This window comes from Kribbella sp. WER1 (assembly GCF_054189145.1).
Genome location: NZ_CM135186.1, coordinates 5,754,806 through 5,777,954 on the forward strand (window position 1 = coordinate 5,754,806; position 23,149 = coordinate 5,777,954).

Annotated in this window: 36 protein-coding genes and 1 pseudogene; 36 read left to right on the top strand and 1 reads right to left on the bottom strand. The window is 67.3% G+C overall.

Annotation, left to right across the window (positions count from 1 at the left end; genetic code table 11):
- Positions 1-112 precede the first annotated feature (112 nt).
- The 31 genes and pseudogenes from ACXJJ3_RS27960 (at position 113) to ACXJJ3_RS28110 (ending at position 20,467) form a co-directional block, all read left to right on the top strand.
- Positions 113-1,393: a nuclear transport factor 2 family protein gene (locus ACXJJ3_RS27960; protein ID WP_458164825.1), complete on the top strand. Its 1,281-nt coding sequence runs from the start codon at positions 113-115 to the stop codon at positions 1,391-1,393.
- 326 nt (positions 1,394-1,719) lie between these two features.
- Positions 1,720-2,094, top strand: a complete 375-nt coding sequence (gene rpsL, locus ACXJJ3_RS27965) for a 30S ribosomal protein S12 (RefSeq protein WP_141854829.1) — start codon at positions 1,720-1,722, stop codon at positions 2,092-2,094.
- Entirely contained in the window at positions 2,094-2,564 is a 471-nt protein-coding gene (gene rpsG / locus ACXJJ3_RS27970; RefSeq protein ID WP_141854827.1) for a 30S ribosomal protein S7, read from the top strand. Before rpsL ends, rpsG begins: the two co-directional genes overlap by 1 nt.
- A 70-nt stretch (positions 2,565-2,634) precedes the next feature.
- Positions 2,635-4,746, top strand: coding sequence for an elongation factor G (gene fusA, locus ACXJJ3_RS27975; RefSeq protein WP_458171959.1), 2,112 nt, complete (start codon positions 2,635-2,637; stop codon positions 4,744-4,746).
- Positions 4,747-4,821: 75 nt separating this feature from the next.
- Positions 4,822-6,015, top strand: a complete 1,194-nt coding sequence (gene tuf, locus ACXJJ3_RS27980) for an elongation factor Tu (protein WP_458164826.1) — start codon at positions 4,822-4,824, stop codon at positions 6,013-6,015.
- Positions 6,016-6,375: 360 nt separating this feature from the next.
- A complete protein-coding gene (gene rpsJ / locus ACXJJ3_RS27985; RefSeq protein WP_012923688.1) occupies positions 6,376-6,684 on the top strand; it encodes a 30S ribosomal protein S10 in 309 nt (102 codons plus the stop codon).
- Positions 6,685-6,701: 17 nt separating this feature from the next.
- Positions 6,702-7,358, top strand: coding sequence for a 50S ribosomal protein L3 (rplC, locus tag ACXJJ3_RS27990; RefSeq protein WP_458164827.1), 657 nt, complete (start codon positions 6,702-6,704; stop codon positions 7,356-7,358).
- On the top strand, positions 7,355-8,047 hold the full coding sequence (gene rplD, locus ACXJJ3_RS27995) for a 50S ribosomal protein L4 (protein ID WP_458164828.1): 693 nt from the start codon (positions 7,355-7,357) through the stop codon (positions 8,045-8,047). The genes rplC and rplD overlap by 4 nt, the downstream gene beginning before the upstream one ends.
- The gene (gene rplW / locus ACXJJ3_RS28000) at positions 8,044-8,349 is read left to right on the top strand and encodes a 50S ribosomal protein L23 (RefSeq protein WP_130384643.1); all 306 of its coding nucleotides are present in this window, start codon (positions 8,044-8,046) and stop codon (positions 8,347-8,349) included. Before rplD ends, rplW begins: the two co-directional genes overlap by 4 nt.
- The gene (rplB, locus tag ACXJJ3_RS28005; RefSeq protein WP_344191653.1) at positions 8,349-9,182 is read left to right on the top strand and encodes a 50S ribosomal protein L2; all 834 of its coding nucleotides are present in this window, start codon (positions 8,349-8,351) and stop codon (positions 9,180-9,182) included. The genes rplW and rplB overlap by 1 nt, the downstream gene beginning before the upstream one ends.
- A 15-nt stretch (positions 9,183-9,197) precedes the next feature.
- Positions 9,198-9,479, top strand: a complete 282-nt coding sequence (rpsS, locus tag ACXJJ3_RS28010) for a 30S ribosomal protein S19 (protein WP_130384641.1) — start codon at positions 9,198-9,200, stop codon at positions 9,477-9,479.
- A gap of 53 nt (positions 9,480-9,532) precedes the next feature.
- Positions 9,533-10,000 (top strand): annotated as a pseudogene (gene rplV, locus ACXJJ3_RS28015) (50S ribosomal protein L22); the annotation flags it as partial.
- Positions 10,001-10,139: 139 nt separating this feature from the next.
- Entirely contained in the window at positions 10,140-10,997 is an 858-nt protein-coding gene (gene rpsC / locus ACXJJ3_RS28020; protein ID WP_458164829.1) for a 30S ribosomal protein S3, read from the top strand.
- 3 nt (positions 10,998-11,000) lie between these two features.
- Positions 11,001-11,420 carry a 50S ribosomal protein L16 gene (rplP, locus tag ACXJJ3_RS28025; protein WP_380197848.1) on the top strand — a complete coding sequence of 140 codons (420 nt, stop codon included), beginning with the start codon at positions 11,001-11,003 and terminating at the stop codon, positions 11,418-11,420.
- Positions 11,420-11,698, top strand: coding sequence for a 50S ribosomal protein L29 (rpmC, locus tag ACXJJ3_RS28030; protein WP_458164830.1), 279 nt, complete (start codon positions 11,420-11,422; stop codon positions 11,696-11,698). The genes rplP and rpmC overlap by 1 nt, the downstream gene beginning before the upstream one ends.
- Positions 11,695-11,991 (top strand): 30S ribosomal protein S17, encoded by a 297-nt coding sequence (rpsQ, locus tag ACXJJ3_RS28035; RefSeq protein WP_141854802.1) that lies wholly within the window; start codon positions 11,695-11,697, stop codon positions 11,989-11,991. The genes rpmC and rpsQ overlap by 4 nt, the downstream gene beginning before the upstream one ends.
- 96 nt (positions 11,992-12,087) lie before the next feature.
- Positions 12,088-12,456 (top strand): 50S ribosomal protein L14, encoded by a 369-nt coding sequence (rplN, locus tag ACXJJ3_RS28040; RefSeq protein WP_012923677.1) that lies wholly within the window; start codon positions 12,088-12,090, stop codon positions 12,454-12,456.
- A gap of 1 nt (position 12,457) precedes the next feature.
- Positions 12,458-12,847, top strand: a complete 390-nt coding sequence (gene rplX / locus ACXJJ3_RS28045) for a 50S ribosomal protein L24 (protein ID WP_458164831.1) — start codon at positions 12,458-12,460, stop codon at positions 12,845-12,847.
- Complete coding sequence (gene rplE, locus ACXJJ3_RS28050) at positions 12,847-13,419, top strand: 50S ribosomal protein L5 (protein ID WP_458164832.1); 573 nt, start codon at positions 12,847-12,849, stop codon at positions 13,417-13,419. Before rplX ends, rplE begins: the two co-directional genes overlap by 1 nt.
- A gap of 1 nt (position 13,420) precedes the next feature.
- Complete coding sequence (locus ACXJJ3_RS28055; protein ID WP_012923674.1) at positions 13,421-13,606, top strand: type Z 30S ribosomal protein S14; 186 nt, start codon at positions 13,421-13,423, stop codon at positions 13,604-13,606.
- A 94-nt stretch (positions 13,607-13,700) separates the two neighbouring features.
- The gene (rpsH, locus tag ACXJJ3_RS28060) at positions 13,701-14,108 is read left to right on the top strand and encodes a 30S ribosomal protein S8 (protein ID WP_325037747.1); all 408 of its coding nucleotides are present in this window, start codon (positions 13,701-13,703) and stop codon (positions 14,106-14,108) included.
- A gap of 27 nt (positions 14,109-14,135) precedes the next feature.
- Complete coding sequence (gene rplF, locus ACXJJ3_RS28065) at positions 14,136-14,678, top strand: 50S ribosomal protein L6 (RefSeq protein WP_458164833.1); 543 nt, start codon at positions 14,136-14,138, stop codon at positions 14,676-14,678.
- A gap of 2 nt (positions 14,679-14,680) precedes the next feature.
- On the top strand, positions 14,681-15,064 hold the full coding sequence (gene rplR, locus ACXJJ3_RS28070) for a 50S ribosomal protein L18 (protein ID WP_458164834.1): 384 nt from the start codon (positions 14,681-14,683) through the stop codon (positions 15,062-15,064).
- Positions 15,065-15,094: 30 nt separating this feature from the next.
- On the top strand, positions 15,095-15,694 hold the full coding sequence (gene rpsE / locus ACXJJ3_RS28075) for a 30S ribosomal protein S5 (RefSeq protein WP_141854793.1): 600 nt from the start codon (positions 15,095-15,097) through the stop codon (positions 15,692-15,694).
- Positions 15,694-15,876 carry a 50S ribosomal protein L30 gene (gene rpmD / locus ACXJJ3_RS28080; RefSeq protein WP_141854791.1) on the top strand — a complete coding sequence of 61 codons (183 nt, stop codon included), beginning with the start codon at positions 15,694-15,696 and terminating at the stop codon, positions 15,874-15,876. Before rpsE ends, rpmD begins: the two co-directional genes overlap by 1 nt.
- Position 15,877: 1 nt before the next feature.
- Positions 15,878-16,318: a 50S ribosomal protein L15 gene (gene rplO / locus ACXJJ3_RS28085; RefSeq protein WP_130441472.1), complete on the top strand. Its 441-nt coding sequence runs from the start codon at positions 15,878-15,880 to the stop codon at positions 16,316-16,318.
- 135 nt (positions 16,319-16,453) lie between these two features.
- A complete protein-coding gene (gene secY, locus ACXJJ3_RS28090; protein ID WP_458164835.1) occupies positions 16,454-17,755 on the top strand; it encodes a preprotein translocase subunit SecY in 1,302 nt (433 codons plus the stop codon).
- On the top strand, positions 17,755-18,327 hold the full coding sequence (locus ACXJJ3_RS28095; RefSeq protein WP_458164836.1) for an adenylate kinase: 573 nt from the start codon (positions 17,755-17,757) through the stop codon (positions 18,325-18,327). The genes secY and ACXJJ3_RS28095 overlap by 1 nt, the downstream gene beginning before the upstream one ends.
- A 13-nt stretch (positions 18,328-18,340) precedes the next feature.
- A complete protein-coding gene (gene map / locus ACXJJ3_RS28100; RefSeq protein WP_458171960.1) occupies positions 18,341-19,162 on the top strand; it encodes a type I methionyl aminopeptidase in 822 nt (273 codons plus the stop codon).
- Between the two features lie 55 nt (positions 19,163-19,217).
- Entirely contained in the window at positions 19,218-19,664 is a 447-nt protein-coding gene (locus ACXJJ3_RS28105) for a DUF1707 SHOCT-like domain-containing protein (RefSeq protein WP_458164837.1), read from the top strand.
- 86 nt (positions 19,665-19,750) lie between these two features.
- The gene (locus ACXJJ3_RS28110; protein WP_458164838.1) at positions 19,751-20,467 is read left to right on the top strand and encodes a hypothetical protein; all 717 of its coding nucleotides are present in this window, start codon (positions 19,751-19,753) and stop codon (positions 20,465-20,467) included.
- On the opposite strand, the gene ACXJJ3_RS28115 is transcribed toward ACXJJ3_RS28110, so the two are convergent.
- The gene (locus ACXJJ3_RS28115) at positions 20,454-21,296 is read right to left on the bottom strand and encodes an NAD(P)-dependent oxidoreductase (RefSeq protein ID WP_458164839.1); all 843 of its coding nucleotides are present in this window, start codon (positions 21,294-21,296) and stop codon (positions 20,454-20,456) included. The genes ACXJJ3_RS28110 and ACXJJ3_RS28115 overlap by 14 nt on opposite strands.
- Positions 21,297-21,372: 76 nt before the next feature.
- Between ACXJJ3_RS28115 and ACXJJ3_RS28120 the strand changes: the two genes are divergently transcribed.
- The 5 genes from ACXJJ3_RS28120 (at position 21,373) to rpsK (ending at position 23,146) form a co-directional block, all read left to right on the top strand.
- Positions 21,373-21,696, top strand: coding sequence for a winged helix-turn-helix transcriptional regulator (locus ACXJJ3_RS28120; protein ID WP_458164840.1), 324 nt, complete (start codon positions 21,373-21,375; stop codon positions 21,694-21,696).
- A 92-nt stretch (positions 21,697-21,788) separates the two neighbouring features.
- The gene (infA, locus tag ACXJJ3_RS28125) at positions 21,789-22,010 is read left to right on the top strand and encodes a translation initiation factor IF-1 (protein ID WP_012923661.1); all 222 of its coding nucleotides are present in this window, start codon (positions 21,789-21,791) and stop codon (positions 22,008-22,010) included.
- A 32-nt stretch (positions 22,011-22,042) separates the two neighbouring features.
- Positions 22,043-22,156, top strand: a complete 114-nt coding sequence (rpmJ, locus tag ACXJJ3_RS28130) for a 50S ribosomal protein L36 (protein WP_008361054.1) — start codon at positions 22,043-22,045, stop codon at positions 22,154-22,156.
- Between the two features lie 175 nt (positions 22,157-22,331).
- Positions 22,332-22,703 (top strand): 30S ribosomal protein S13, encoded by a 372-nt coding sequence (rpsM, locus tag ACXJJ3_RS28135; RefSeq protein ID WP_141854777.1) that lies wholly within the window; start codon positions 22,332-22,334, stop codon positions 22,701-22,703.
- Between the two features lie 35 nt (positions 22,704-22,738).
- Entirely contained in the window at positions 22,739-23,146 is a 408-nt protein-coding gene (rpsK, locus tag ACXJJ3_RS28140) for a 30S ribosomal protein S11 (RefSeq protein ID WP_131286332.1), read from the top strand.
- Positions 23,147-23,149: the final 3 nt, after the last annotated feature.

The following is a 23,149-nucleotide window of genomic DNA, read 5'->3' on the forward strand; positions in this document are numbered from 1 at the left end:
CCATCCCGGGAGGTGCCGCCCTCGCGGCTTGTACCAGCCGGTACGGCGGGTGCCGGAAAAGACACTCGGGGTGGCGGCTGAAAGTGTGACCGGGATGCGCCAAGATTGGTGCATGACGGATCTGCCGGCCTACCTGCGGCCTTTCGTCCTGGGGGTTCTGGAAGGTTCCGACGTACGCGTCGATCGCCTGGGGGAGATCGACCTGTACCGCCCGCCCGGTACCGCCCGAGGCGGCGCAATTCTTTTCGTGCACGGGGGACCAGGGCCGGACGGCCTCGAGGTGATGCCTCGGGACTGGCCGGTCTACAAGGGCTACGCGACCGCTGCCGCCAGGCGAGGCCTGGTGGCCGCAGTCGTCGACCACAGCCTGATCCACGGACTCGACCGCCTGGTCGAGGCCGCGGACGAGGTGGAGGCCGCGGTCGCCGTACTGCGCTCCGATCCACGCGTCGACCCCGATCGGGTCGGCCTGTGGTTCTTCTCGGGCGCCGGCCTGCTGGCCGGGGAGTGGCTGGACAGCCGCCCCGACTGGCTGCGCTTCGTATCCCTGACCTACCCGTTGCTCGCCACCCCGCCCGGTGTCGACGATCTGGTAACTGCTGCTGAAGTCATCGGCAAACACAAGGACCTGCCGGTACTGCTGACACGAGCTGGACTCGAGCGTGAGGAGCTCGCCGGTCCGGTAGCGGAGTTCGTCTCCGCGGGTGGCGCCGCGCTGGACATCATCGACGTACCGAAAGGGCACCACGGGTTCGACATGCTCGACCACACCGAAGAATCACGCGCCGCCGTGACCAAGGCTCTCGACTGGGCGATCGCCCACCTCGGCGAGCAGCCCGGGGACGACGGCAAGCTCCTCGTCCCACCACCGCCGGCCCGTAAGAAGGCCGCCACACCCCGCCGCCGGACCCCGGCCGCGGCCAAGGCGAGCGTCGCCGTCAAGGAGGCGCCGGCGCCTGCTGAACCCGCCGTACAGCAGGCACCGAAGGCAGCGGCCGCTCCCGAGCCCGCAGCGGTCGCGCAGACGCCGCTCGTGGACCTCGTCGCCGCGGTCACCACGGCCCCCACGGACACCCCGGCGGCGCGGGCGATCGGCCGCGAGCACGCGGCGTACGCCGCCCACGACCTCGAGGCGTTCCTCGCGATGTACTCGCCGACCGCCCGGATCCGGCTGGCCGACGGCTCCGAGCTGAAGGGCCGCCGGTTCCTCCGCGAGTACTACCGGCCGCGCTTCGACGCCGGCCGCTGCAAGACCGAGGTGGTCCAGAAGATCATGCTGGGGGAGTGGGTGGTCGAACACGTGAACTGCTACGAGGACGACGGATCCACCGCCCGGCTGGCCCTCTACCGGGTCGTCGACGGCCTCATCACCGACGTCGAGTTCCGGGTCTGACAACGCCGCGACAGGGCCGCTGGAAGCGCTTGCCGCGAGCTGTTCCAGCGCCCCTGTACACTTGATGAGCGGATGGTCCTCAGCCGCGGTCGGTTACTCATTTTGACCGTACTTGAGGCACCCGCTAGTCTTAACGATCGTGCCCGGGGTCTTTCCTGGGCCGTCATGCGTGCCCCTCGTCCAACGGGTCGGGCCGCGTGGCACGGGACTCCTGCCGACAGTCTGGAAGATTACGGCTTCGGTCTGCTCGTGCGCACGCGACACACCCGACCGCGGGGGTCAGGTAACAGCAACAAACCCAGCCGGACGACAGAAAGAGCTACGCGGTGCCCACCATTCAGCAGCTGGTCCGCAAGGGCCGCCAGGACAAGGTGTCCAAGAACAAGACGCCGGCCCTGAAGGGTTCCCCTCAGCGTCGTGGTGTGTGCACGCGCGTCTACACGACCACGCCGAAGAAGCCGAACTCGGCCCTTCGTAAGGTTGCACGTGTCCGCCTGACCAGCGGCATCGAGGTCACCGCGTACATCCCCGGCGTCGGCCACAACCTCCAGGAGCACTCGATCGTGCTCGTCCGTGGCGGTCGTGTGAAGGACCTGCCGGGTGTCCGGTACAAGATCATCCGCGGTTCGCTCGACACCCAGGGTGTGAAGAACCGGAAGCAGGCTCGCAGCCTCTACGGCGCGAAGAAGGAGAAGAGCTAATGCCGCGCAAGGGCCCCGCCCCGAAGCGCCCGGTCATCATCGACCCGGTCTACAGTTCGCCGCTCGTCACCCAGTTGATCTCGAAGATCCTGGTCGACGGCAAGAAGCAGATCGCTCAGCGGATCGTCTACGACGCGCTCGAGGGCACCCGGACCAAGACCGGCACCGACCCGGTGATCACGCTGAAGCGTGCGCTGGACAACGTGAAGCCGAGCATCGAGGTCAAGAGCCGCCGCGTCGGTGGTGCCACCTACCAGGTGCCGATCGAGGTCAAGCCCGGTCGTTCCACCACCCTGGCGCTGCGCTGGCTGACCACGTACTCCCGCGCCCGTCGCGAGAAGACCATGTCCGAGCGGCTGATGAACGAGATCCTGGATGCGTCCAACGGTCTCGGAGCGTCCGTGAAGCGCCGCGAGGACACGCACAAGATGGCCGAAGCCAACAAGGCTTTCGCCCACTACCGCTGGTGATCCGGGGTCCGATCCGGACCCCAGCACTCACCCTTTGACGCAGTACAGAATCGAGAGGCAGACCACCGAGGTGGCCGTACAAATCACCACCGACCTGGCCAAGGTCCGCAACATCGGGATCATGGCCCACATCGACGCCGGCAAGACGACGACGACCGAGCGGATCCTCTTCTACACCGGTATTACCTACAAGATCGGTGAGGTCCACGACGGCGCCGCCACGATGGACTGGATGGAGCAGGAGCAGGAGCGCGGCATCACGATCACGTCGGCCGCGACGACCTGCACCTGGAAAGACCACACCATCAACATCATCGACACCCCCGGCCACGTCGACTTCACCGTCGAGGTGGAGCGTTCGCTGCGCGTGCTGGACGGCGCGGTCGCGGTGTTCGACGGTGTGGCCGGCGTCGAGCCGCAGTCCGAGACCGTCTGGCGTCAGGCCGACCGGTACGGCGTGCCCCGGATCTGCTTCGTGAACAAGCTGGACCGGACCGGTGCCGAGTTCATGCGCTGCGTCGACATGATCGTCGACCGGCTCGCCGCGGTGCCGCTGGTGCTGCAGCTGCCGATCGGGTCCGAGGCCGACTTCATCGGCGTCGTCGACCTGATCGGGATGCGCGCGCTGACCTGGCGCGGCGAGACCACGATGGGTGAGGACTACACCGTCGAGGAGATCCCGGCGTCGCACACCGAGATCGCCGCCGAGTGGCGCGACAAGCTGATCGAGACGCTGGCCGAGGCCGACGACGAGATCATGGAGCAGTACCTCGAGGGCGAGGAGCCGACCCAGGAGCAGCTCGTGGCGGGCATCCGTCGCGCGACCCTGGCCAGCAAGCTCACCCCGGTGCTGACCGGCACGGCGTTCAAGAACAAGGGCGTCCAGCCGCTGCTCGACGCGATCAACGCGTACCTGCCGAGCCCGATCGACGTCCCGGCCATCGAGGGCCACGACGTCAAGGACTCCGAGCAGGTCGTGCTGCGCAAGCCGTCCGACGACGAGCCGTTCTCGGCGCTGGCGTTCAAGATCGCGGCGGACCCGCACCTGGGCAAGCTGACCTTCATCCGGGTGTACTCGGGCAAGCTCGAGACCGGCACCCAGGTGCTGAACCCGACGAAGGGCCGCAAGGAGCGGATCGGCAAGATCTACCGGATGCACGCGAACAAGCGTGAGGAGATCGCGTCGATCGGCGCCGGCCACATCGTCGCGGTGATGGGCCTGAAGGACACCACCACCGGTGAGACCCTGTGCGACGCGGCCAAGCCCGTCGTGCTCGAGTCGATGCAGTTCCCGGCCCCGGTGATCTCGGTCGCCATCGAGCCGAAGTCGAAGGCCGACCAGGAGAAGCTGGGCGTCGCGATCCAGCGGCTCGCCGAGGAGGACCCGACCTTCCAGGTCCGGACCGACGAGGACACCGGCCAGACGATCATCGCCGGGATGGGCGAGCTGCACCTCGAGGTGCTGGTCGACCGGATGAAGCGCGAGTTCCGCGTCGAGGCGAACGTCGGCAAGCCGCAGGTCGCCTACCGCGAGACCATCAAGAAGAAGGTCGAGAAGATCGACTACACGCACAAGAAGCAGACCGGTGGTTCGGGTCAGTTCGCGCGTGTGATCATCGACATCGAGCCGACGTCGGTCGAGGCCGGCGGCGAGGGTGGCTACGAGTTCGTCAACGCCGTCACCGGTGGCCGCATCCCCCGGGAGTACATCCCGTCGGTGGACGAGGGCGCCCAGGAGGCGATGGAGTTCGGCGTACTGGCCGGCTACCCGATGGTGGACGTCAAGGTGACGCTGCAGGACGGCGCGTACCACGACGTCGACTCGTCCGAGCTCGCCTTCAAGATCGCCGGTTCGATGGCCTTCAAGGACGCCGCCCGGCGGGCGGATCCGGTCATCCTGGAGCCGATGTTCGCGGTCGAGGTCACCACCCCTGAGGACTACATGGGTGAAGTGATCGGCGACCTCAACTCACGCCGTGGCCAGATCCAGTCGATGGACGAAGGCCCCGGTGGCAGCCGGGTCGTCAAGGCCCTGGTGCCGCTGTCGGAGATGTTCGGGTATGTCGGTGACCTGCGGTCGAAGACCCAGGGCCGCGCGTCCTACTCGATGCAGTTCGATTCCTACGCCGAGGTTCCGAAGAACGTGGCGGAAGAGATCATCAAGAAGGCCCGGGGCGAGTAACACACTCGTTCCTGGCCACCACACCCAAAGCGCGTCGGCGTACGGCGTAGTCAACATTTATCTAGGAGGGCCCCAGTGGCGAAGGCGAAGTTCGAGCGGACTAAGCCGCACGTCAACATCGGCACCATCGGTCACATCGACCACGGTAAGACCACTCTTACCGCGGCGATCACCAAGGTGCTGCACGACAAGTACCCGGACCTGAACGAGGCTTCGGCCTTCGATCAGATCGACAAGGCGCCGGAAGAGCGCCAGCGCGGTATCACCATCTCGATCGCGCACGTCGAGTACCAGACCGAGGCCCGGCACTACGCCCACGTCGACTGCCCGGGTCACGCGGACTACATCAAGAACATGATCACCGGTGCGGCTCAGATGGACGGCGCGATCCTGGTCGTCGCCGCCACCGACGGCCCGATGCCGCAGACGCGTGAGCACGTGCTGCTTGCCCGTCAGGTCGGCGTGCCGGCGATGGTCGTCGCCCTGAACAAGTGCGACATGGTCGACGACGAGGAGATCCTGGAGCTCGTCGAGCTCGAGGTCCGCGAGCTGCTCTCGGAGCAGGAGTTCGACGGCGACAACGCCCCGATCGTCCGCGTTGCGGCGCACCCGGCCCTGACCGGCGACGCCAAGTGGGGCGAGTCGATCCTCGAGCTGATGAACGCGGTCGACTCCTACATCCCGCAGCCGGAGCGCGAGATCGACAAGCCGTTCCTGATGCCGGTGGAGGACGTCTTCACCATCACGGGTCGCGGTACGGTCGTCACCGGCCGGATCGAGCGCGGTGTGATCAAGGTCAACGAGACCGTCGACATCGTCGGCATCCACGAGACCAAGCAGACCACCACGGTCACCGGTATCGAGATGTTCCGCAAGCTCCTCGACGAGGGCCAGGCCGGTGAGAACGTCGGTCTGCTGCTTCGTGGCACCAAGCGCGAGGAGGTGGAGCGCGGCATGGTCGTGATCAAGCCGGGCACCACGACCCCGCACACGAACTTCGAGGCGTCGGTCTACATCCTGTCGAAGGAGGAGGGCGGCCGTCACACGCCGTTCTTCCAGAACTACCGCCCGCAGTTCTACTTCCGCACCACCGATGTCACCGGTGTCGTCACGCTGCCCGAGGGCACCGAGATGGTCATGCCGGGCGACAACACCGACATGACGGTCGAGCTGATCCAGCCGATCGCCATGGAGGACGGTCTGAAGTTCGCGATCCGTGAAGGTGGCCGCACCGTCGGCGCCGGCCGGGTCACCAAGATCATCAAGTGATCTCATGAGGTCCGCGAGGGCTCGAAACTGAGCCCCCGCGGACCTCTGCTTTGCGCCCGATCCGGCGCTCAGGTGGTACCGGATCAGGCGTGAAGCCACTCGATTGGCGTTCCGGCGCCGATCTCTGGCACAATATTCAGGTTGCTCAGGCGAGGCCGCCGGGGCGCGTCCCAGATCTTCTTGATCTGGCTGGTGCGCCGGACCGGAGACCATGCCGAGGTTCCGGTCCGAGACCGGGCCCCGATTCCCAACCAGGGTCGACGAAGCGGTGAGTCACGCGCGCTCCGCGCACGCGACACACCCGACCGCGGGGGTCGGAGCAACGCAACGGAAGACGATAGAGAAGGACGAAGCGAAGCGATGGCGGGACAGAAGATCCGCATCCGGCTGAAGGCCTACGACCACGAGGTCATCGACAGCTCGGCACGCAAGATTGTCGACACGGTGACGCGTACTGGTGCGAAGGTTGCTGGCCCGGTGCCGTTGCCGACGGAAAAGAACGTGTTCTGCGTCATCCGCTCGCCGCACAAGTACAAGGACAGCCGCGAGCACTTCGAGATGCGCACCCACAAGCGGCTCATCGACATCATCGACCCCACGCCGAAGACCGTCGACTCGCTGATGCGTCTCGACCTGCCGGCCGGTGTCGACATCGAGATCAAGCTCTGAGGGACGCGGAAAGACCTATGAGCAACGTGAAGAACACGCGCGGTCTGCTGGGCACCAAGCTCGGCATGACCCAGACCTGGGACGAGAACAACCGAGTCGTCCCCGTCACCGTCGTCCAGGCGGGCCCGTGTGTCGTCACCGGCGTCCGTACGTCGGACCGTGACGGCTACGACGGCGTCCAGATCGCTTTCGGCGACATCGACCCCCGCAAGGTGACCAAGCCGATGCGCGGTCACTTCGACAAGGCCGGCGTGACGCCGCGGCGCCACCTGCTGGAGCTGCGCACCGCCGACGCCAGCGAGTACACGCTGGGCCAGGAGATCAACGCCGAGGCCTTCGCGGCCGGTGAGCGTGTCGACGTCTCCGCCACCAGCAAGGGCAAGGGCTTCGCCGGTGTGATGAAGCGGCACGGCTTCCACGGCCTGCGCGCCACCCACGGTGTGCACAAGAAGCACCGCTCGCCGGGTTCCATCGGCGGCTGCGCCACCCCGGGTCGGGTCTTCAAGGGCCTCCGGATGGCGGGCCGGATGGGCCACGAGCAGGTCACCACCCAGAACGTCAGCGTGCACGCGATCGACACCGAGCGCGGCCTGATCCTGCTCAAGGGCGCCGTACCCGGCCCCAAGGGCGGCCTGGTGCTGATCCGCAACGCCGCGAAGGGAGCTGCCAAGTGAGCACCGTCGACGTCGTCGTCGTGAAGGGCGACAAGGTCAGCAAGAAGGGCTCCGCCGAGCTTCCGGCCGAGCTGTTCGACGTCCAGGTCAACGTGCCGCTGATCCACCAGGTCGTGGTGGCCCAGCTGGCCGCGGCCCGCCAGGGCACGCACAAGGCGAAGACCCGGGGCGAGGTGTCCGGCGGTGGCGCCAAGCCGTACCGCCAGAAGGGCACCGGTCGCGCCCGCCAGGGTTCGACTCGCGCGCCGCAGTTCACCGGCGGTGGCGTCGTCCACGGCCCGGTGCCGCGGGACTACAGCCAGCGGACGCCGAAGAAGATGATCGCCGCCGCGCTCCGCGGCTCGCTGTCGGACCGGGCCCGTGACGGCCGCGTGTTCGTCGTCGAGAGCTTCGTGGACGGCGACAAGCCCTCCACCAAGTCGGCGCTGAAGGTGCTCGCCGAGGTCACCGACCCGGGCAAGGCGCTGGTCGTGGTCGACCGCGCCGACGAGCTGACCTGGCTGAGCCTGCGCAACGTGCAGCACGTGCACCTGATCGCGGCCGACCAGCTGAACGCGTACGACGTGCTGTGCAGCGACGCGGTCGTGTTCACCAAGAGCGCGCTCGACTCGTTCGTCGCCGGCGCGCCCAAGGGCAAGTCCGTCAAGGCCGTCGCCACGTCGACTGAGGCCGAGGAGGTAGAAGCATGAGCCACGGAGTCAACAAGGATCCCCGCGACGTGCTGCTCCGGCCGGTCGTGAGCGAGAAGAGCTACGGCCTGCTGGACGAGCAGAAGTACACGTTCGAGGTCGCGCCGGACGCCAACAAGACCGAGATCAAGCTCGCGGTCGAGAAGGTGTTCAAGGTCAAGGTCAGCGACGTCAACACCCTGAACCGCAAGGGCAAGCGGCGCCGGACCCGGTCCGGCTTCGGTAAGCGCCCGGACACCAAGCGGGCGATCGTGACCCTCAAGGGCGACGACCGCATCGATATCTTCGGAGGCCAGTCGTAATGGGAATCCGCAAGTACAAGCCGACGACGCCGGGCCGCCGTGGCTCGAGCGTGGCCGACTTCGTCGAGCTCACCCGTTCGACCCCCGAGAAGTCGCTGCTGCGTCCGCTGCCGAAGAAGGGCGGCCGGAACAGCTCCGGCAAGATCACCACCCGGCACCACGGTGGCGGTCACAAGCGGGCGTACCGGCTGATCGACTTCAAGCGCTACGACAAGGACGGCGTGCCGGCCAAGGTCGCGCACATCGAGTACGACCCGAACCGCACCGCGCGGATCGCGTTGCTGCACTACGTGGACGGCGAGAAGCGCTACATCCTCGCCCCGTCCAACCTGCAGCAGGGCACGATCGTCGAGAACGGCCCGGCCGCCGACATCAAGGTGGGCAACAACCTGCCGCTGCGCAACATCCCGGTCGGTTCGACGATCCACGCGGTCGAGCTGCGGCCCGGTGGCGGCGCCAAGATGGCCCGCTCCGCCGGTTCCAGCATCCAGCTGGTCGCGAAGGAAGGCCGGATGGCCACCCTGCGGATGCCGTCCGGCGAGGTCCGGATGGTCGACGTGCGCTGCCGCGCCACCCTCGGTGAGGTCGGCAACGGCGAGCAGTCGAACATCAACTGGGGCAAGGCGGGCCGGATGCGCTGGAAGGGCAAGCGCCCGACCGTCCGCGGTGTCGCGATGAACCCGGTCGACCACCCGCACGGTGGTGGTGAGGGTAAGACCTCGGGTGGTCGCCACCCGGTGTCCCCGTGGGGTCAGCCGGAAGGCCGGACCCGCACCCGCAAGGAAAGCGACCGCATGATCGTCCGGCGCCGCAAGGCCGGCAAGAAGCGCTGATAGGGAGCCGGCCAAATGCCACGCAGCCTCAAGAAGGGCCCGTTCGTCGACCACCACCTGGCCAAGAAGGTGGAGGTGCAGAACGAGAAGGGCACCAAGAACGTCATCAAGACCTGGTCCCGCCGATCGATGATCGTGCCGGACATGATCGGCCACACGATTGCGGTGCACGACGGCCGCAAGCACGTGCCGGTGTTCGTCACGGACTCGATGGTCGGGCACAAGCTCGGCGAGTTCGCGCCGACCCGGACGTTCAAGGGTCACGAGAAGGACGACCGGAAGTCACGGCGTCGCTGACCCGCCAGGGACAGTGACGAAGCGAAAGCAATCTACGGAGAGATTCGAACATCATGAGCGTTCAAGAGCGTAGGGCGATCAGCGCCCGTCGCGAGAGCCTGCTGGGCGAGCAGCCCGGGGCCTTCGCGGTCGCGCGCTTCGTCCGCGTGACGCCGATGAAGGCGCGCCGCGTGGTCGACCTGGTGCGCGGTCTGGGCGTCGACGACGCACTCGCCACTCTGAAGTTCGCCCCGCAGGCCGCTGCCGCGACCGTGTACAAGGTCGTCGACAGCGCCGCGGCGAACGCCGAGGGCACCGAACACCTGAGCCGGGCCGACCTGATCGTGGTCAAGGCCTACGTGGACGAGGGTCCGACGCTGAAGCGTCACCGCCCGCGTGCACAGGGCCGGGCGACCCGGATCGACAAGCGGACGAGCCACATCACCGTGGTCGTCGGCCCGCGGGAGACCGACGAGCCCGTCGAGAAGGCGCCGGCCAAGAAGACCGCCGCCAAGAAGACCGCGGACACCGCGGAGACGGCCAAGAAGGCTCCGGCGAAGAAGGCCACCAAGAAGGCCGCCGACGCGAAGCCCGCCGACGAGGCCGCCGACAAGCCGGCCAAGAAGGCGCCCGCGAAGAAGGCCGCCAAGAAGGCCACCGCTGAGAAGAAGGAGTCCTGACGTGGGACAGAAGGTAAACCCGCACGGGTTCCGTCTCGGCATCAGCACCGACCACAAGAGCCGTTGGTACGCCGACAAGCTGTACAAGGACTACGTGGGCGAGGACGTCAAGATCCGTCGCCTGCTGAGCAAGGGCATGGAGCGCGCCGGCATCTCCCGCGTGGAGATCGAGCGCACCCGTGACCGGGTCCGGGTCGACATCCACACCGCCCGTCCGGGCATCGTGATCGGCCGCCGTGGCGCCGAGGCGGACCGCATCCGCGGTTCGCTGGAGGAGCTCACCGGCAAGCAGGTGCAGCTGAACATCCTCGAGGTCAAGAACTCCGAGGTCGACGCCCAGCTGGTCGCGCAGGGCGTGGCCGAGCAGCTGTCCGGCCGCGTGGCGTTCCGCCGCGCGATGCGCAAGGCGATGCAGACCACCATGCGTGGCGGCGCCCTGGGCATCCGGATCCAGTGCTCCGGCCGGCTCGGCGGCGCGGAAATGTCGCGGTCGGAGTTCTACCGCGAGGGCCGCGTCCCGCTGCACACGCTGCGGGCCGACATCGACTACGGCTTCTACGAGGCCCGGACGACCTTCGGCCGGATCGGCGTGAAGGTCTGGATCTACAAGGGTGACGTGGCCGGCTCCCGGGCCGAGCGCGAGGCTCAGGCCGCGGCCCGTGCCGCCACCCAGCAGCGTCGGCCGGCCCGCCGGGACGACCGCGGTGGCCGTGGTGGCGACCGTGGTGGTCGTGGCGACCGTGGCGGCCGCGGCGGCGACAACCGTCGGGACCAGCGCAACGACAACGCGGCTCCGGCTGCCGAGGCGAACGCGCCGGTGGCCGACAAGGCCGCCGAGACGACCGGAACGGAGAGCTGAACCATGCTCATCCCTCGCAAGGTCAAGCACCGCAAGCAGCATCACCCGGGGCGCTCCGGCGCCGCCAAGGGCGGTACGACGCTGGCGTTCGGTGAGTTCGGCATCCAGGCGCTGGAGAACCACTACGTCACCAACCGGCAGATCGAGGCCGCGCGTATCGCGATGACCCGGCACATCAAGCGTGGCGGCAAGGTGTGGATCAACATCTACCCGGACCGCCCGCTGACCAAGAAGCCGGCCGAGACCCGGATGGGTTCCGGTAAGGGTTCGCCGGAGTGGTGGATCGCCAACGTGAAGGCCGGTCGCGTGCTGTTCGAGCTGTCCGGTGTTCCGGAGGACATCGCCCGTGAGGCGATGCGCCGGGCAATCCACAAGTTGCCGATGAAGTGCCGCTTCATCTCCCGAGAGGCAGGTGAGAACTGATGGCTACCCTGACCGCCGCTGAGCTGCGGAACCTCGGCCGGGACGAGCTGATGAGCAAGCTCGGTGAAGCCAAGGAGGAGCTGTTCAACCTCCGGTTCCAGGCTGCCACGGGCCAGCTGGAGTCCCACGGCCGGCTGCGCGCCGTCCGCAAGGACATCGCCCGCATCTACACGGTGCTGTCCGAGCGTGCGCTCGGCATCACCGAAGAGGTCGACGCCCCGGCCGAGGAGGCCGCGGCTGAGGACACTGCGGACGACAGTGAGAAGGCCAACGCATGACCGAGAACGTGAAGGACGAGACCGTGAGCACGACCGCCGAGGCGCGAGGCCGCCGGAAGACCCGTGAGGGTCTGGTGCTGAGCGACAAGATGGACAAGACCGTCGTGGTTGAGGTCGAGGACCGGGTGAAGCACCACCTGTACGGCAAGGTCATCCGGCGCACCAGCAAGCTCAAGGCGCACGACGAGCAGAACGCCGCCGGCATCGGCGACCGCGTCCTCCTGATGGAGACCCGGCCGCTGTCGGCGACCAAGCGCTGGCGCGTCGTCGAGATCCTCGAGAAGGCCAAGTAGTTCCCAGCCGTCCGCGGCTGGCAACCAACCGAAATTTATTCGTTCCGCAAGGCTCGGCGAAGCTGAGAACCAGCGAGACAACCAGGAGATCAACAGATGATCCAGCAGGAGTCGCGACTGAAGGTCGCCGACAACACGGGCGCGAAGGAGATCCTTTGCATCCGCGTTCTCGGTGGCTCCGGTCGGCGCTACGCCGGTGTCGGTGACACGATCGTCGCCACCGTCAAGGACGCGATCCCCGGCGGTGGTGTGAAGAAGGGTGACGTCGTCAAGGCGGTCGTCGTGCGGACCGTGAAGGAGCGCCGGCGTCCGGACGGCTCCTACATCCGCTTCGACGAGAACGCCGCGGTGATCCTGAAGGCCGACGGCGAGCCGCGCGGTACCCGTATCTTCGGCCCGGTCGGCCGGGAACTGCGTGAGAAGCGCTTCATGAAGATCATCTCGCTCGCACCGGAGGTGCTCTGAGATGGCTCAGCAGAAGAAGCTGCACGTGAAGAAGGGTGACCAGGTCCGCGTGATCTCGGGTCGCTCGAAGGGCCTCGAGGGCAAGATCATCCAGGTCTTCCCGAACGACGAGAAGGTCATCGTCGAGGGCGTCAACCGGGTGAAGAAGCACACCAAGGTGCAGCAGGCCCAGCGCGGCGGCACCACCGGTGGCATCGTCACCCAGGAAGCCCCGATCCACGTCTCGAACGTGGCGCTTCTGGTCGAGGTCGAGAAGGACGGCAAGAAGCAGAAGGTGACCACCCGCGTCGGCTACAACCGCGTCGAGGTGCAGAAGCGCCGTCCGGACGGTTCGACGTACACCGGTTACCGGAGCGTCCGGATCGCCCGCAAGACCGGCGAGGAGATCTGATGACCACCGCAGTAAGCGAGAGCAAGACCCAGCCGCGGCTGAAGACGAAGTACCGCGAGGAGATCGTCGGCAAGCTGCAGGACGAGTTCCAGTACGCCAACGTCATGCAGGTGCCCGGGCTCACCAAGATCGTGGTGAACATGGGCGTCGGCGAGGCGGCGCGGGACGCGAAGCTGATCGAGGGCGCGGTGAAGGACCTGGCCGCGATCACCGGTCAGAAGGCGCAGGTCACCAAGGCCCGCAAGTCGATCGCGCAGTTCAAGCTGCGTGAGGGGATGCCGATCGGCGCCCACGTGACGCTGCGCGGCGACCGGATGTGGGAGTTCCTGGACCGGCTGCTGGCGCTCGCGCTGCCCCGGATCCGCGACTTCCGCGGTCTGTCCGCCAAGCAGTTCGACGGCACCGGGAACTACACCTTCGGTCTGACCGAGCAGGTGATGTTCCACGAGATCAACCAGGACCGGATCGACCGGGTCCGGGGCATGGACATCACCGTGGTGACCACCGCGAAGAACGACGACGAGGGTCGGGCCCTGCTGCGGGCGCTCGGCTTCCCGTTCAAGGAGAACTGACGTGGCGAAGACAGCACTCAAGGTCAAGCAGGCCCGGAAGCCGAAGTTCGCGGTGCGTGGCTACACGCGCTGCCAGCGCTGCGGCCGGCCGAAGGCGGTCTTCCGCAAGTTCGGCCTCTGCCGGATCTGCCTGCGGGAAATGGCGCACCGGGGCGAGCTGCCCGGTGTCACCAAGTCCAGCTGGTGACCGTCTCCACCCCCGAACTTCTCCCCATTCACCACCATCTAGTCACCGTAGGTCGCCGAACGGCGAAACCACGGCGGGAAAGAGGCCCCAGGCCATGACGATGACCGACCCGATCGCAGACATGTTGACGCGTCTGCGGAACGCCAACCAGGCGTACCACGAGTCGACCACGATGCCGTACAGCAAGATCAAGCAGGGCATCGCCGACATCCTTCAGCAGGAGGGCTACATCGCCTCCTACAAGGTCGAGGAGCCCAAGGAGGGCGCTGTCGGCAAGACCTTGACCGTGGACCTGAAGTTCGGCCCGAGCCGGGAGCGCTCCATCGCGGGTGTTCGCCGGATCTCGAAGCCGGGCCTCCGGGTCTACGCGAAGTCGACCAACCTGCCCAAGGTCCTCGGTGGCCTGGGCGTCGCGATCATCTCGACGTCCCAGGGACTGCTGACCGACCGTCAGGCCAAGAACAAGGGCGTCGGCGGGGAAGTCCTCGCCTACGTCTGGTGACGAAGTACCGGAAGGAGGACCACTGAAATGTCTCGCATCGGTAAGCTCCCGGTCACGGTCCCGTCCGGCGTCGACGTCACGATCGACGGCCAGACGGTCACTGTGAAGGGTCCGAAGGGTCAGCTGTCGCACGTCGTCGCTGAGCCGATCGCGGTCAACCGGGAAGAGGGCGGCTCGATCGCCGTCACGCGTCCCGACGACCTGCGCAAGAGCAAGGAACTGCACGGGCTGTCCCGCACCCTGATCGCCAACCTGGTCACCGGGGTGACGGAGGGCTACGAGAAGAAGCTCGAGATCGTCGGTGTCGGTTACCGGGTGATCGCCAAGGGCCCGACCCAGCTGGAGTTCTCGCTCGGCTACAGCCACACCATCACGGTGGACGCGCCGGAAGGCATCACGTTCAACGTCGAGGCGCCGACCCGGTTCTCGGTGATCGGTATCGACAAGCAGTCGGTCGGCGAGGTCGCCGCCAACATCCGCAAGCTCCGCAAGCCCGAGCCGTACAAGGGCAAGGGTGTGCGGTACGCGGGCGAGCAGGTGCGCCGCAAGGTCGGAAAGGCTGGTAAGTAACCATGGCGATCGGACTGCGGCACAACAAGCACTCCGCCAAGAAGACGGCCTCGCGTGTGCGGCGCCAGATTCGGGTCCGGAAGAAGATCAACGGCACGGCCGACCGGCCGCGCCTGGTGGTCACCAAGTCGGCGCGGCACCTGTTCGTTCAGGTGATCGACGACGTGGCCGGTACGACGCTGGTGTCCGCCTCCACCATGGAGGCCGACCTGCGCGGCGCGGCGGACAACAAGACCGACAAGGCCAAGACCGTCGGCGGCCTGATCGCCGACCGGGCCAAGGCGGCCGGCATCGACTCGGTCGTCTTCGACCGGGCCGGGAACAAGTACCACGGCCGGATCGCGGCCCTGGCCGACGCCGCCCGCGAGGGCGGGCTCGGGTTCTGACATGGCGTACACAAAGGAAGGTAGTTCGAAATGAGCGGAGGCCAGCAGCGTCGCGGAGGCGGCGCCGGTGGTGAGCGCCGTGGCCGCGACGGGGGTCGTGGTCAGCAGGCGGACAAGACCGCCTACATCGAGCGCGTGGTAGCCATCAACCGGGTCGCCAAGGTCGTGAAGGGTGGTCGGCGCTTCAGCTTCACCGCCCTTGTGGTCGTCGGTGACGGTGAAGGCACCGTCGGTGTGGGTTACGGCAAGGCCAAGGAGGTGCCCGCGGCGATCGCCAAGGGTGTCGAGGAGGCCAAGAAGGCGTTCTTCAAGGTGCCGCGGATCCAGGGCACCATCCCGCACCCGGTCCAGGGCGAGAAGGCCGCAGGCGTTGTCATGCTGCGTCCGGCCGCTCCCGGTACCGGTGTGATCGCGGGCGGCTCGGCGCGCGCCGTACTGGAGTGCGCCGGGATCCACGACATCCTCAGCAAGTCGCTGGGCTCGTCCAACTCCATCAACGTGGTGCACGCCACCGTTGAGGCGCTGCGCAGCCTGGAGACCCCGGAGGCCGTGGCCGCGCGCCGTGGCCTGCCGGTCGAGGACGTCGCTCCGGCAGCGCTGCTGAAGGCGCGGGCGGAGGTGGCTTCCTGATGGCACGCCTGAAGGTGACCCAGGTCCGTTCGGGCATCGGTGGCAAGCAGAACCAGCGCGACACGTTGCGCACCCTGGGCGTCAAGCGGATCGGCGACAGCGCGGTCCACGAGGACAAGCCCGAGGTCCGGGGCATGGTTCGTGCGGTTCGCCACCTCATCACCGTCGAGGAGGTCGACTGACATGGCGCTCAAGGTTCACCACCTGCGTCCGGCGCCCGGTGCCAAGACCGCCAAGACCCGCGTGGGTCGTGGTGAGGGCAGCAAGGGCAAGACCGCCGGCCGCGGTACCAAGGGCAGCAAGGCGCGTAACAACATCCCCGAGTGGTTCGAGGGTGGCCAGATGCCGCTGCACATGCGGCTCCCGAAGCTGAAGGGCTTCAAGAGCAGGAACCGAGTGGAGTTCCAGGTCGTTAACCTGGACAAGCTCGGACAACTGTTCCCCGAGGGTGGCGAGGTCGGCGTTGCCGAACTGGTCGCCAAGGGCGCGGTCCGTCGTGGTCAGCCGGTGAAGGTGCTGGGTGACGGCGAACTGACCGTGGCACTGCAGGTCTCGGCGCACAAGTTCTCGAAGTCCGCCACGGACAAGATCCAGGCGGCCGGGGGAACCACGACCGAGGTGTGACACGAGGTCCAGGGCTCGTAACGACCGGTGCTTGATATCCTGCGCCGGTCGGACGGGCCCTGGCTCGTCTCTTGCCCAGAGGCTTAGCTAGGCCCCTGCCGTGCCCGCGGCCAGGGAAACTTGTGGGAGGACAAGGTGTTAAGCGCCTTCGCCAACGCGTTCAAGACGCCGGACCTGCGCCGGAAGATCTTGTTCGTGCTCTTCATCGTCGTGATCTTCCGGATCGGCTCCGTGGTGCCGGCTCCGGGGGTGAACGTTCAGTCGCTGCACACTTGTATCAAGATCTCCCAGGGCGGCCAGAACGCCAACCTGTACAACCTGATCAACCTGTTCTCCGGTGGGGCACTGCTGCAGCTCGCGATCTTCGCGCTCGGCATCATGCCGTACATCACCGCCAGCATCATCCTGCAGCTGCTCACCGTGGTGATCCCGCGGCTGGAGTCGCTGAAGAAGGAAGGCCAGGCGGGGCAGGCCAAGATCACGCAGTACACCCGGTTCCTGACCGTGGGGCTGGCGATCCTGCAGTCGACCGCGTTCGTGGCGCTGGCCCGGACCCCCGGCCGGCTGTTCCAGGGCTGCACCGAGCCGCTGCTCTACAAGGACGACTGGTTCACGATCACCGTCATGGTGCTGACCATGACCGCCGGTACCGGCGTGATCATGTGGCTGGGTGAGCTGATCACCGACCGTGGTGTCGGTAACGGTATGTCGATCCTGATCTTCACCCAGATCGTCGCCACGTTCCCCACCCAGCTGTGGAGCATCCGCAAGCAGAAGGGCGTCACCACCTTCGTCGTGGTGATCGCGATCGGTCTGGTCATCATGGCCGCGGTCATCTTCATCGAGCAGGCGCAGCGCCGGATCCCGGTGCAGTACGCCAAGCGGATGGTCGGCCGGAAGATGTTCGGCGGTACGTCGACCTACATTCCGCTGAAGGTGAACCAGGCCGGCGTCATCCCGGTCATCTTCGCCTCCAGCCTGCTGTATCTCCCCGTCCTGGTCAGTCAGTTCCAGCAGGGCAAGAGCTGGTCCAACTGGATCCAGGGCAACTTGGTCAAGGGCGACCACCCGATCTACATGGTGACGTATGTCGCCCTGATCATCTTCTTCACGTACTTCTACGTCTCGATCACCTTCAACCCGAAGGAAGTCGCGGACAACATGAAGAAGTACGGCGGCTTCATCCCGGGCATCCGGGCGGGGCGGCCGACCGAGGAATACCTGAAGTACGTGTTGGACCGCATCACGCTGCCGGGCGCGATCTACCTCGCGGCGATCTCGATGATCCCGCTGGTGGCTCTCGTCCTGCTGAACGCGAGCCAGAACTTCCCGTTCGGTGGTACGTCGATCCTGATCATGGTCGGCGTCGGACTCGACACGGTGAAGCAGATCGAGTCTCAGCTGCAGCAGCGAAACTACGAAGGGTTCCTGCGCTGATGAGAATGTTGCTGATGGGTCCGCCCGGGGCGGGCAAGGGTACGCAGGCAAAGGTGCTTGCCGATCGCCTGAATATCCCGGCCGTGTCCACCGGCGACATCTTCCGTGCGAACGTGAAGGCCGAGACGCCGCTGGGTGTCGAGGCGAAGCGGTACATGGACGCGGGCGACTACGTCCCGGACGAGGTCACGAACGCGATGGTCCGGGACCGGCTGTCCGAGGCCGACGCCGGCGAGGGCTTCCTGCTCGACGGCTACCCGCGGACGTTGGCCCAGGTCGGCACGCTGGACGAGATCATCGCCGACCACGGCCACAAGCTGGACGCCGTGGTCGCGCTGGTCGCGGACACCGACGTGCTGGTCGGCCGGATGCTCAAGCGGGCCGAGTCCGAGGGCCGCTCCGACGACTCCGAAGAGGTCATCCGGCACCGGCAGGACGTGTACGCCGCCGAGACCAAGCCGCTGCTCGCGGTGTACGGCGAGCGCGGCGTCCTGGTCGAGGTGGACGGCGTCGGCGAGATCGACGAGGTCAGCGAACGCGTCCTGGCGGCGCTCAAGTCGGTCACGGAGTAACGGCAAGCACGTGATGTTCAGGGACCGCGGTATCGAGATCAAGACCCGCGAGCAGATTCTGGCGATGCGCAAAGCCGGCCTGGTGGTCGGCCGCACGCTGGAGCTGCTCCGCGGGGAAGTACGCGCCGGGATCACCACCGGCGAGCTGGACGCGATCGCCGAGGACAACATCCGGTCCTCCGGCGCGACGCCGTCGTTCAAGGGGTACCACGGGTTCACCGGGTCGATCTGCGCGTCGGTGAACGACGAGATCGTGCACGGCATCCCGGGGGACCGGGTGCTCGCCGACGGCGACCTGATCTCGATCGACTGTGGCGCGATCGTCGACGGCTGGCACGGCGACGCGGCGATCACGGTGCCGGTCGGCGAGGTCACCGAGGACCTCCTGGAGCTGGCCCGGGTCTGCGAGGAGTCGATGTGGCGCGGGTTCGCGGCCGCGCGGCTCGGCGGGCGGCTGTCGGACATCTCGGCGGCGGTCGAGGCGCACGTTCGCGCGAACTCGTCGTACGGGATCGTCGAGGATTTCGTCGGGCACGGGATCGGTTCGGCGATGCACCAGCCGCCGAACGTGCCGAACTTCGGCCGGCCCGGCCGCGGCCCGAAGCTGGTCGAGGGGATGGCACTCGCCGTCGAGCCGATGCTCACCCTCGGCAAGCAGGACAACCACACGCTCGAGGACGACTGGACCGTCGTGACCGACGACAGCCAGGCCGCCGCACACACCGAGCACACGTTCACTCTCACTCCGCAAGGCCCTTGGGTCCTGACCGCCCTCGACGGCGGCGAGTCCAAGCTCGCGGAACTCGGCATCAGCTTCGGCCCGCTGGCTGACTGAGGGGTCCACCCGTTGGGGGACGCGCGGGGGACCGGGGCTGAGGCACACTTGGGGCATGCCTCAGTACCAGCCGTACCAGCGATTCACCGAAGCCGACCGCGACAAGATCGCCGGGCGGTTGCGGGATGCGTTCGCGGACGGGCGGCTGGACCAGCCGGAGTTCTCGTCGCGGCTCGACCAGTTGTACACGGTGCAGACGTACGGCGAGCTCGAGCCGCTGGTGCGCGACCTGCCGCCGGTGCGGACGTACCAGACGCCCGAGGTGGTCAAGGACAGCAAGCCGGCGCCGGAGCCGGGCAGCTTCCCGGAGCGTAAGCGCGAGGACCACCCGCACCGCCGCGGGAACGCGATCGGCGGCTTCACCGGCGTCGTGCTGATCAACGTCGTGATCTGGTTCGTGATCGGGCTCGGCAACGGCGGCCACTGGCCGCACTTCTGGCCGGTCTGGCTGCTGATCCCGTGGGCGATCATCGCCCTCGGCGGGCTCGGCAGGCGCCGTTGACGGCACGCTCTGATCGCCGCGGCACGGGTCCCCGGCTGCGGCCGGTCTGGGCTTGGCAGCTGCATCAGGGGGCCGCGGTTGTCTATGTGATCTGGTTCGTGGTCGCCGTACCGCTGGCGGTCGTCGGGCTGCTGCTGGAGCCGCGCTGGGTCGGGTGGTTCGTGCTGGTCTGGTTCCTGGTGCTGGTCGGGCTGACGCTCGGTCTGCGGATCGGGGAGAACCGCCGGCGGCGCGCCTGGGCGGAGGTCGCCGCGCAGCTCGGCTGGCGGGTCAGCGCGTCCGGGGACGAGCTGCTGGATCGTTGGACGTTCCCACCGTTCGACGTGGACCCGCACGCGGAGGTCTCGGACGTGACGTCGGGCCGGCATCGCGGCCGGGAGTTCTGGACGGGACAGTTCCGGCACAAGGTACGGCGGCGCGAGCTCGGCTTCGACTTCCTTGATCTGCAGGTGGATCGACCGCTCCCGCCGTTGCAGGTACTGCCGGCGCGGCTGGCCCCGGTCGCGGCGGCGAGCCTGCTGCCGTTGCCGATCAGCGTCGACGGTTCGTCCACGCAGTACCGCCTGTTCAACGGGCGGGAGGACCAGGCGCTGGCGGTGCTGCATCCGCGGGCGGTCGAGGCGCTGGTGGACGCCCCGGAGTTCGGGTTCAGCTGCGAGGGGCGGCGGTTCGTCGCGATCCTGCCGGCGTACCGCGACTCCGGTACCGCCCTCGCGCAACTGGATGCGGCGTGCGATCTGCTCGACCTGATGCCCGAGCAGATCTGGCGCGCCGGCGAACAGTGGGCGGCTACGCGGTCCTGAGCAGCCCGATCACTGCGGACAACCCGTCGTCCCCATGCCCGGCAGCAACGGCCTCGCCCAGCAACTCACCCATCGGCGCGAGCAGCCGCGGATCAACCCCCTGCTTCTCCGCTGTCGAGACCAGGTTCTCGTAAGCAGCCGACTGCATCGCGAGATTCGACCCGCCCGACCCGCCCTCGGCCATCCGCGGAATGCTGCCCAGCATCGCCGTCAGCCAAGGCCCCAGGAACTGCTCCGCGAATGGCCCCGCGGGGACACCGGCGCTGGTGATCAGCGCGAGCGCATGCTGCGCGCCGCCGAACATCCCGTACATCGCACTCAGCAACGCGATGTCGTACAGCGCAGCCAGCCCCGGGTCCGCACCGACGTACGCCGGACGCGCGAGCACGGAAAGCTCCGCGCGGTACTGCTCGAAAGCCTCGGGTACGCCGCTGTAGAACACGAACGCCCCGGGCGAGCCGATCATCGCGGGCACCCCCATGATGCCGCCGTCGACGTACGACGCACCCGCGGCGGTGCAGCGCTCCGCGGTGGCCCGGGCCTGTTCCGGGGTGCTGTTGGTGAGGTTGACGATCGTGCGACCGGTGAGGTCGACGCCGTCGAGCGTGCTGCGAACGGTGTCGTCGACGAGCAGGCAGACGACGACCAGCGGGCTCGCCGCGATCGCCTCCGCCGCGGTGGTCGCGCGGGCGGCGCCGAGCTGGTCGAGTTCGGGGGAGCGGCCGGGGGTGCGGTTCCAGACGGTGGTCGGGTGGCCGGCGGCCAGGAAGGCGCGGGCGAGGGCGGTTCCCATCGCGCCGAGCCCCAGGACGGTGACAGGTGTCTTCATACGGTCCACCCTGGCGGTGGCGGTTTACGATGGACAAGTACCCACTAAATAGTCAGGTACTGACGGAAAGGTAAGTATGCGCCCGTACACCTGTGGCCTGGACGCGGCGGCCGACGTCATCGGCGGGAAGTGGAAACCGCGGATCCTGTGGGCGCTGCACCACGGGCCGATGCGGTTCGGCGAGCTGCGCCGGGAGATCTCCGGGGTCACCGAGAAGATGCTGATTCAGCAGTTGCGCGAGCTGGAGGCGCGGGACATCGTGCACCGCGAGGTCTTCCACCAGGTGCCGCCGAAGGTCGAGTACTCACTCACCGAGCTCGGAGTGTCACTGAACGTGGCACTGATGCCGCTCGACGACTGGGGCGCCGAGCACATGGCGGTGCTGGAGACTACCCGCTGAGGGGTCAATTGGGATCATTGCAGCGCGTGGCGTACACTTTTTCCTTGGCTCTTTGTAGCCATAGCCAGTCACGTCTACAGAAGTGCGAGGACATGCCCAAAAAAGAGGGAGTAATCGAACTCGAGGGCACCATCGTCGAGGCCCTGCCGAACGCGATGTTCCGTGTTGAGCTGTCCAACGGGCACAAGGTGCTCGCGCACATCAGCGGCAAGATGAGGCAGCACTACATCCGGATCCTCCCCGAGGACCGGGTCGTCGTGGAGCTGTCGCCGTACGACCTCACCAGGGGTCGGATCGTCTATCGGTACAAGTAACACCACCAACACCTGTCGAAGAAAGTAGCTCGATGAAGGTCAACCCGAGCGTCAAGAAGATCTGCGACAAGTGCAAGGTGATCCGCCGGCACGGCCGGGTCATGGTGATCTGCGAGAACCCGCGGCACAAGCAGCGGCAGGGCTGACAAGCCTTTCACGCAGTAACACGGCACTTTCGCACCACAGCGCGCATGCTCGTCCAGGATCCGTTCTGGACGTTGCCCCTGGAACAGAGGCCAGGGCCCTGCCGGTGAATCTCACCGAGGCGGGCAGGGACGCAGCGCGCCACCACACCTCTGCCGACGAAAGGAACACCGCCACATGGCACGCCTCGTAGGAGTCGACCTGCCGCGCGACAAGCGCATCGAGGTCGCTCTCACGTACATCTTCGGTGTGGGCCGTACGCGCGCCCAGGAAACGCTGAAGAACACCGGGGTCTCCCCGGACAAGCGCGTCCACGAGCTGGGCGACGACGAGCTGGTCAAGCTCCGGGACTGGATCGAAGGCAACTACAAGATCGAAGGTGACCTCCGTCGCGAGGTGACCGCGGACATCCGCCGCAAGATCGAGATCGGGTCGTACCAGGGTCGCCGGCACCGCAGCGGGCTTCCGGTGCGCGGTCAGCGCACGCGGACCAACGCCCGTAGCCGCAAGGGTCGTCGTAAGGCGATCGCCGGCAAGAAGAAGAAGTGACCCGGATGACCGTCAACCCCAGGAGCAACTGACCTATGCCTCCCAAGAGCCGCACCGCGGCCGGCGCGAAGAAGGTGCGCCGCAAGGAGAAGAAGAACGTGGCCGCCGGCCACGCGCACATCAAGAGCACGTTCAACAACACGATCGTGACGATCACCGACCCGACCGGCGCGGTCATCTCGTGGGCCTCCGCGGGCACCGTCGGCTTCAAGGGTTCGCGCAAGTCGACCCCGTTCGCCGCGCAGATGGCCGCCGAGGCCGCCGGGCGCCGGGCGATGGAGCACGGCATGCGCAAGATCGACGTGTTCGTGAAGGGTCCCGGCTCCGGCCGTGAGACCGCGATCCGTTCGCTGGGTGCGGTCGGCCTCGAGGTCGGCACCATCCAGGACGTCACCCCTGTCGCCCACAACGGCTGCCGGCCGCCCAAGCGGCGCCGGGTCTGACCC